This is a genomic window from Streptomyces beihaiensis, from assembly GCF_026274175.1.
Classification (GTDB): domain Bacteria; phylum Actinomycetota; class Actinomycetes; order Streptomycetales; family Streptomycetaceae; genus Streptomyces; species Streptomyces beihaiensis.
The window spans coordinates 1-4,889 of the sequence record NZ_JAPHNL010000150.1 but is presented as its reverse complement, the minus strand read 5'-3'; the positions used below and the strand labels follow the sequence as shown (position 1 = coordinate 4,889).

Sequence of the window (4,889 nt, the reverse complement as noted above, 5' to 3'; positions counted from 1 at the left end):
CGCCGTCGGCGGCGCTGCGCCTCGCCGCCCGCAGGCTCGGGCGGCAGATGATGCGAGCCGCCCGCGCCACCTGGCCGCACCCCGAACTCGACCGCCTGGCGCAGCGGTTCCCCAAGGGCGCGCACCAGCCGGTGGTGCTCGGGCTCGCCGCCCGCGCCGCCGGGCTCGGGGCCGATGACGCCGCGTACTGCTCGGCGTACGAGGGGGTGAGCGGACCCGCTACGGCGGTCGTGCGGCTGCTCAGCCTCGACCCCTTCGACGCGACCGGAGTGTTGGCGCGGCTGGCGCCCGAGCTCGACCTCGTCGTCCTGGACGCCGTGGACGCGGCGAGACGCGCCGTCGACGAAGGCGTCGACGCGCTGCCCGCCCGGTCGGCGCCGCTGCTCGAGGTCGGGGCGGAGGCGCACGCGGCGTGGCCCGTCCGGCTGTTCGCGTCGTAGCCCGCTCCTGCCGCGGGGACTTCGACCCTGGACCTCGACCTCGGACTCGGACCCTTGGGCCCTTGGATTTGGACCCCCCACGCGCCCTCTCGGCCCGAACGGTCTCGTCCTGAACCGCCGGACAGGCCGATGGCCCTTGTAGACAGACCTGGAGACCTGATCACCATGCACCTCGACCACTCCCACGACGGCCCCACCGCCGTCTCCGCCGACGCCCGCCGGCCCGACGGCTCCCGGCGCGCCCTGCGCATCGGGCTCGGCGGGCCCGTCGGATCGGGCAAGACCGCGACCGTCGCCGCGCTGTGCCGCGCGCTGCGCGACGAACTCTCGCTCGCCGTCGTCACCAACGACATCTACACCCGTGAGGACGCCGCGTTCCTGCTGAGCGAGGCCGTGCTGCCGCCTGAGCGGATCGCCGCCGTGGAGACCGGCGCCTGCCCGCACACCGCGATCCGCGACGACATCTCCGCCAACCTGGAGGCCGTCGAGGACCTCGAGGACGAGGCGGGGCCGCTCGACCTCATCCTCGTCGAGTCCGGCGGCGACAACCTCACCGCCACCTTCTCCAAGGGGCTCGTCGACGCCCAGATCTTCGTCATCGACGTCGCCGGCGGCGACGACATCCCGCGTAAGGGCGGGCCCGGCGTCACCACCGCCGACCTGCTCGTCGTCAACAAGACCGACCTCGCCCCCTACGTCGGCTCCGACCTGGCCCGGATGTCCGCCGACGCCAAGGAGCAGCGCGGCGAACTCCCGGTCGTGCTGCAGTCGCTGCGCTCCGAGACCGGCGTCGGCGGCGTCGCGGCCTGGGTGCGCGAGCAACTCGCGGCGTGGACGGCGTGAGCACGGGCCTGGCGCGCGCGGGCGTCCGTTCCGTCGCCAGGATCACGGCGCGCCCCGACGGCCGCGGCGGCACGTCGTTGCCCGTCCTGGAGAGCGAGGGGTCCTTCGCGGTGCGCCGCACCCGTGCCGCCCGGCACGGCGAGGCCCGCGTGATGCTCGTCGGCGCCATGACCGGCCCCCTCGGCGGCGACCGCTGCTCCGTCGAGGCCCGCGCGGAACCGGGCGCGCGCCTGCACATCGGCTCGGTCGCCGCCACCCTGGCCCTGCCGGGGCAGGACAAGGAGCCCGCCCACCACGACGTGCGTCTGAGCGTCGGCGACGGGGCTCGGCTCGACTGGCTGCCCGAGCAGTTGATCTCGGTGGACGGCAGTGATCTGCGCGTCACCACCCGTGTCGACCTCGCGCCAGGCGCTCACCTCGTGCTGCGCGAGGAGCAGGTGCTCGGCAGGGCGGGGGAGGGCCCCGGCCGCCTCGGCAGCCGTCTGACGCTGCGTCGCGCGGGCCGGCCGCTGCTCGACCAGGAGCTGGCCTTCGGGCCCGGCGCCCCGGGCGGCTGGGACGGTCCCGCGGTGCTCGCCGGGTACCGTGCGCTGGGCCAACTCGTCGTCGTACGCCCCGGTTTCGAGACGGACAAACCTGCCGCCGAGGTGCTCGACGGACCCGTCACGGGCGCGCTCACCCCGCTCGCCGGACCGGCCGTTGTGGTCACGGCCCTCGCGCCGGACGCGCTGACGCTGCGCAAGGCGCTGGACGTGGCGCTGCACCGACTGGCCTGACCGGTCAACAGGACGTCGTACACCGTTTATCGGATTGGTAAAGAACCTCCGTCATCACTGTTGTCGGACGCCCCGCACAGGACACGATCCGCGTACCGATCGATTCCACGATCGAATGATGGATCGAATCCATGTGCGGGAGGCCTCACTTGAGACGGACTCGACAGACGGGCCGCGGCAGGCGAAGGGCGGTCGTCGGTTCCGCCGGCGCCGCAGCCGCGGCGGCCCTCATAGCCGGGGCGGTCACCGCCCCCACCGCCCACGCCGCGCCCCAGCACCACCGCGGGACCAGCACCCACAACCGTGAGGCCCGCGGCGCCGCCATCGCCGCCGCCAGGGCCTGGAAGCACGGAATCGACTGGAAGGCATGCCCCGCCGAGTGGGGCCTCGCCAAGCCGATCCAGTGCGGCTGGGTCACCGTCCCGATCGACTACGCCCACCCGTACGGCAAGAAGATCAAGCTCGCCGTCGACCGTGTCGGCAACACCGGGGGCAAGGGCGAACGTCAGGGCTCCCTCGTCTACAACCCGGGTGGCCCCGGCGGCTCCGGCCTGTACTTCCCGACGCGCGTGACGCAGAAGCGCGCCGTGTACAAGAACATGGCCAGGGCCTACGACTTCGTGGGCTTCGACCCGCGCGGTGTCGGCCACTCGGCGCCCATCTCCTGCATGGACCCGCAGGAGTTCGTCAAGGGCCCCAAGGCCGACCCGGTCCCGGACACCGAGGCCGACAAGCTCGCCCAGCGCAAGCTCGCCAAGGAGTACGCGGACGGCTGCCTGGAGCGCACCGGCGCCCGCATGCTGCGCCAGATGACCACGCCGAACACCGCGCGCGACCTGGACGTCATCCGCGCCGCGCTGCACGAGAAGAAGCTCAACTACCTCGGCGTCTCCTACGGCACCTACCTCGGCGCCGTCTACGGAACGCTCTTCCCGGGCCACGTCCGCCGCATGATCGTCGACAGCGTCGTCAACCCGGCCAAGAGGAACATCTGGTACCAGGCCAACCTCAACCAGGACATCGCCTTCCAGCGCCGCTGGAACGACTGGCTGGACTGGGTCGCCAAGTACGACGGCACATACCACCTCGGGAACACCCGCGCCAAGGTCCAGCAGCGGTGGGAGGCCCTGCGCGCCGCCGCGAAGAAGAGCCCCATCCAGGGCAAGGTCGGCCCGGCCGAGCTGATCGGCTACTTCCAGTACGCGCCGTACTACGACTCCATGTGGGCCCCGGTGGCCAGGACCTGGAGCAAGTACGCCGCCGGCGACACCAAGGCGCTCGTCGACGCCGCGGCCCCCGACATGTCGGACACCGCGGGGAACGTGTCCGCCGAGAACGGCAACGCGGTCTACACGGCGGTCGAGTGCACCGACGCCAAGTGGCCCACCAGCTGGAAGAAGTGGGACAAGGACAACACCCGTCTGAACGAGAAGTACCCGTTCATGACGTGGGACAACGCGTGGATGAACCTGCCGTGCGCCACATGGCCGGTCAAGCAGCGGACCCCGGTCGCCGTGAAGACCGGCAGGGGCCTGCCGCCCGTGCTCATCGTGCAGTCCACGCGCGACGCCGCCACGCCGTACCAGGGCGCCGTCGAACTGCACAAGCGCTTCAAGGGCTCCCGCCTGATCACCGAGAAGGGCGCGGGCTCGCACGGCGTCACGGGGCTGACCAACCCCTGCATCAACGACCGTGTCGACGCCTACCTGCTCACCGGGAAGCTCGACAGCTCGGACGTGACGTGCGCCCCGCACGCGACGCCGACGCCGTGACCTGAGTCCCCAGGACCGGGCAGGACAGACGGGCGCCCGGCTCCCGCCGCCGATGCGAGAGCCGGGCCGCCCTTCATGCCGTCGGCCGTGCGGCGAGCCACGCGTCCTCGGCCGCGTAGTCGAACAGGCCGTGCCCGTACGCCGCGACCATCGCCGGGAAGGCATCCGCCCACTCTGCCGCGCGCAGCCGTCCCGTCAGCCACTCGACCGTCCCCGCGAGCGCGTCCGCGTACGTCGTCACCGGCACGTACCCCAGCTCGCTGCGCGCCGCCGCCATGCCGAACACCACGGGGTGCGGGAGCGACCACGGCGTCTGCCCGACGTTCTCGGCCGGCGGCGCACCGTCGACCAGCACCGTCTCGCTCTCCACACCCATCAGCGCGTCGATCATGGCGCCGATCTCGGCGACCGTCGGCGTGTCGGGATCGGCCGCGTTGAGCACCCGCGTACCCGGCCGCGCCGCCGCCAGCCGCACCAGCTCCGCCACATTGGCCACGCTCGTCGGATGAAACCGGCTCCGACCGCCGTACGCGAGCACCCGTGTGCGCCGCCCGTCCAGATTCCGCTTCACGAAGTACAACTCGCGCGGCGTCCGGGAGTACGGGCCGTGCACCGCGCCCGCCCGCAGCAGCGTCACCGGCATCCGCTCGCCGAGCGCGAGCAGCTCCCGTTCGAGCGCCACCTTGCGCGTCGCGTACGTACCCTCGCCCGGCGCGACCGTACGCCAGGTCTCCGGCAGCGGGACGGGGTAGCGCGGCGCGCCCCCGGGCTCGCCCTGGGTGTCGAAGCCGTGGCCGTGCTCGTCCTCGTACACGGCCGCGCTGGAGATCACCACCGCCGAGCCGACACGGTCGGCGAGCTTCGCCAGTTGCCCGGCGTGAGCGGCGTCGAACGCCACCATGTCCACGATCAGGTCGACCCCGTCCCCGACGACCGCGCCGAGCGCCGCGTCGTCGTCCCGGTCGAGCCGCGCCGTACGCACCTCCTCGGGCCAGCCGCGGTCCCGGCCCGCGCGCCGTGACGCGGCCGTCACCTCCCAACCGTCCGCCGCGAGCGCG

General features: G+C 73.0%; 5 protein-coding genes. 4 read left to right on the top strand and 1 reads right to left on the bottom strand.

The features are described from left to right. The 4 genes from OFY01_RS15085 to OFY01_RS15070 all read left to right on the top strand — a co-directional run. Positions 1-440, top strand: a 440-nt coding sequence (locus OFY01_RS15085) for an urease accessory UreF family protein (RefSeq protein WP_323135517.1), incomplete at its 5' end; no start/stop codon positions are given. A 165-nt stretch (positions 441-605) separates the two neighbouring features. Then, positions 606-1,283 carry an urease accessory protein UreG gene (gene ureG / locus OFY01_RS15080; protein ID WP_266600107.1) on the top strand — a complete coding sequence of 226 codons (678 nt, stop codon included), beginning with the start codon at positions 606-608 and terminating at the stop codon, positions 1,281-1,283. Beyond that, positions 1,280-2,059, top strand: a complete 780-nt coding sequence (locus OFY01_RS15075; RefSeq protein ID WP_266600106.1) for an urease accessory protein UreD — start codon at positions 1,280-1,282, stop codon at positions 2,057-2,059. The genes ureG and OFY01_RS15075 overlap by 4 nt, the downstream gene beginning before the upstream one ends. Positions 2,060-2,208: 149 nt before the next feature. Next, positions 2,209-3,831 (top strand): alpha/beta hydrolase, encoded by a 1,623-nt coding sequence (locus OFY01_RS15070; protein ID WP_266600105.1) that lies wholly within the window; start codon positions 2,209-2,211, stop codon positions 3,829-3,831. Between the two features lie 73 nt (positions 3,832-3,904). Here OFY01_RS15070 and OFY01_RS15065 read toward each other — a convergent pair. Further along, positions 3,905-4,889: NAD-dependent epimerase/dehydratase family protein (locus OFY01_RS15065; protein ID WP_266600104.1), on the bottom strand; the 985-nt coding region annotated here is incomplete at its 5' end.

Bases quoted from the DNA above. Each gene is read 5' to 3' on its own strand.
- ureG (WP_266600107.1), top strand. From the start codon at position 606: ATGCACCTCGACCACTCCCACGACGGCCCCACCGCCGTCTCCGCCGAC.